Raw genomic sequence first — 1,863 nt, 5'->3', positions numbered from 1 at the left:
CGACGGGAAGATCGCACAGCTGCGCCTCCGCGTGCACGATGCGACTGCCTGCGGTCGCATCCGCGACGGCATCGAGCGTGCGTGCGGTGTCGTCATGTGTCGTGGTCATCAGCGTCCTCCGAGTCCGCCCAGGGTGACCCCCTTGATGAGCTGCCTCTGCAGCAGCAGAACCAGGATCAGCGAGGGGATGACGGCCAGCGTCGATGCGGCCATGAGCAGAGACCACTGCGTGCCGAACTGACCGGTGAACATACCGAGCCCGAGAGGCACGGTGGCCATGTCCTGCGTGTTGATGATGATCAGCGGCCACAGGTACGAGTTCCAGTAGCCGATGAACGAGAAGACCGCGAGGACGCTCAGCGGGGCGGTCAACTGCGGCAGCAGCACCGACCACAGGGTGCGCAGGCGCGAGGCGCCGTCGATCAGAGCGGCCTCCTCATACTCTCGTGGGATCGTGAGCAGGAACTGCCGCATGAGGAAGGTGCCGAAGGCCGTGAACGCGAACGGGATGATGAGTGCCGCGTAGCTGTCGTTCCAGCCCCAGCTGTTGATCATGATGAACAGCGGTACGACGAGCACCTCCTGCGGCAGCACGAGCGTGAGCACGAACAGCAGGAACAGCTTGTCGCGGTACTTGAATCGCAGCCGCGAGAAGGCGTATGCAGACAGTACGGCGACGACGACCGAGAGCGCTGCACCGAGGATCGAGACGAGCAGGCCGTTGAGGATGAACCGTCCGAACGGCACCACTGTCCACGCCTCGACGAAGTTCGTCCAGCGGATCTCCGAGCCGAAGATCTGGGGTGTGGCCGTGAAGACCTCGTTCTCGGGCTTCAGCGCGGTGAGGAACATCCAGACGAAGGGGAAGGCGAACACGAGCGCGACGATCGCGATCGCGGTGGTGTTCAGCCACTCCTTGACGGAGTCGCGGCGCCGGCGCACGCTGCGGCGCGGGACGACGAGGACGTCACTCATAGTTCACCCACCTGCGCTGGCCGACGAACTGCAGGGCCGTGATGAGCATCACAACGACGAAGAGGATCCACGCGAGGGCGGATGCGTAGCCGAGCCGATCGAAGACGAATCCGTTGCGATACAGGTACAGCACGAACGTGTTGGTGCTCTCGCCCGGGCCGCCCTGTGTGAGGAAGAGCGGCTGGACGAACACCTGGAAGGCTCCGATCATCGTCATCGTCGAGCAGAAGAAGAGCGAGGGCGAGAGCAGCGGCAGGATGATGAACCGCAGCCGCTGCCAGGCCGAGGTGCCGTCGATGCGGGATGCTTCGAGCAGCTCCTTCGGGATGGCGCTGAGGCCTGCCGACAGGACGATCACGTTGTAGCCGAACGACTGCCACACCGACATCGCGATGACCGAGGGCAGCGCCCACGCCGAGTCGGACAGCCAGTTGGGGCCGTCGATGCCGACGGTCGCGAGCATCGAGTTGACGAGCCCGTCCTGCGAGAGCAGCAGCCGCCACACGAGCGCGTTCGCCACCATCGGGGTGATCACCGGCAGGAAGAAGACGACCCGCCACACGCCGGCCGCCTTCATCCGGGTGTTGAGCCACATCGAGATCGTGAGGGCGACGAACAGGTTGAGCGCGGTGTAGACGATCGCGAAGATCAGGGTGTTGCCGAGCACCGTGTAGAACGTCGGATCGCGGAACAGCTTCGCGTAGTTCTCGAGCCCGATGAAGTCGGGGCTGCCGAACAGCTTCCAGTCGAACAGGCTGATGAACGCCGATCCGAACAGCGGGGTGAGGATGAAGAGGACGAACCCGATCAGCCCCGGCGCGAGGAAGGCGATCGCCACCCAGCCGTCACCGCGTCCCCGCCGCAGCCGGGGAGCCCGCGGGGCGGGGG

Annotated in this window: 2 protein-coding genes; both read right to left on the bottom strand. The window is 65.0% G+C overall.

Features of this window, described 5'->3' with window-relative positions; all coding sequences use genetic code 11:
- Window positions 1–108: 108 nt before the first annotated feature.
- The gene (locus RTM68_RS18560) at window positions 109–975 is read right to left on the bottom strand and encodes a carbohydrate ABC transporter permease (RefSeq protein ID WP_312173792.1); all 867 of its coding nucleotides are present in this window, start codon (window positions 973–975) and stop codon (window positions 109–111) included.
- The coding region (locus RTM68_RS18555; protein ID WP_396654254.1) for a carbohydrate ABC transporter permease at window positions 968–1,863 on the bottom strand (896 nt) is incomplete at its 5' end. The genes RTM68_RS18555 and RTM68_RS18560, both read right to left, overlap by 8 nt.

The organism is Microbacterium sp., assembly GCF_031988965.1.
Lineage (GTDB): Bacteria > Actinomycetota > Actinomycetes > Actinomycetales > Microbacteriaceae > Microbacterium.
This window is presented reverse-complemented; position numbering and strand designations above follow the sequence as displayed.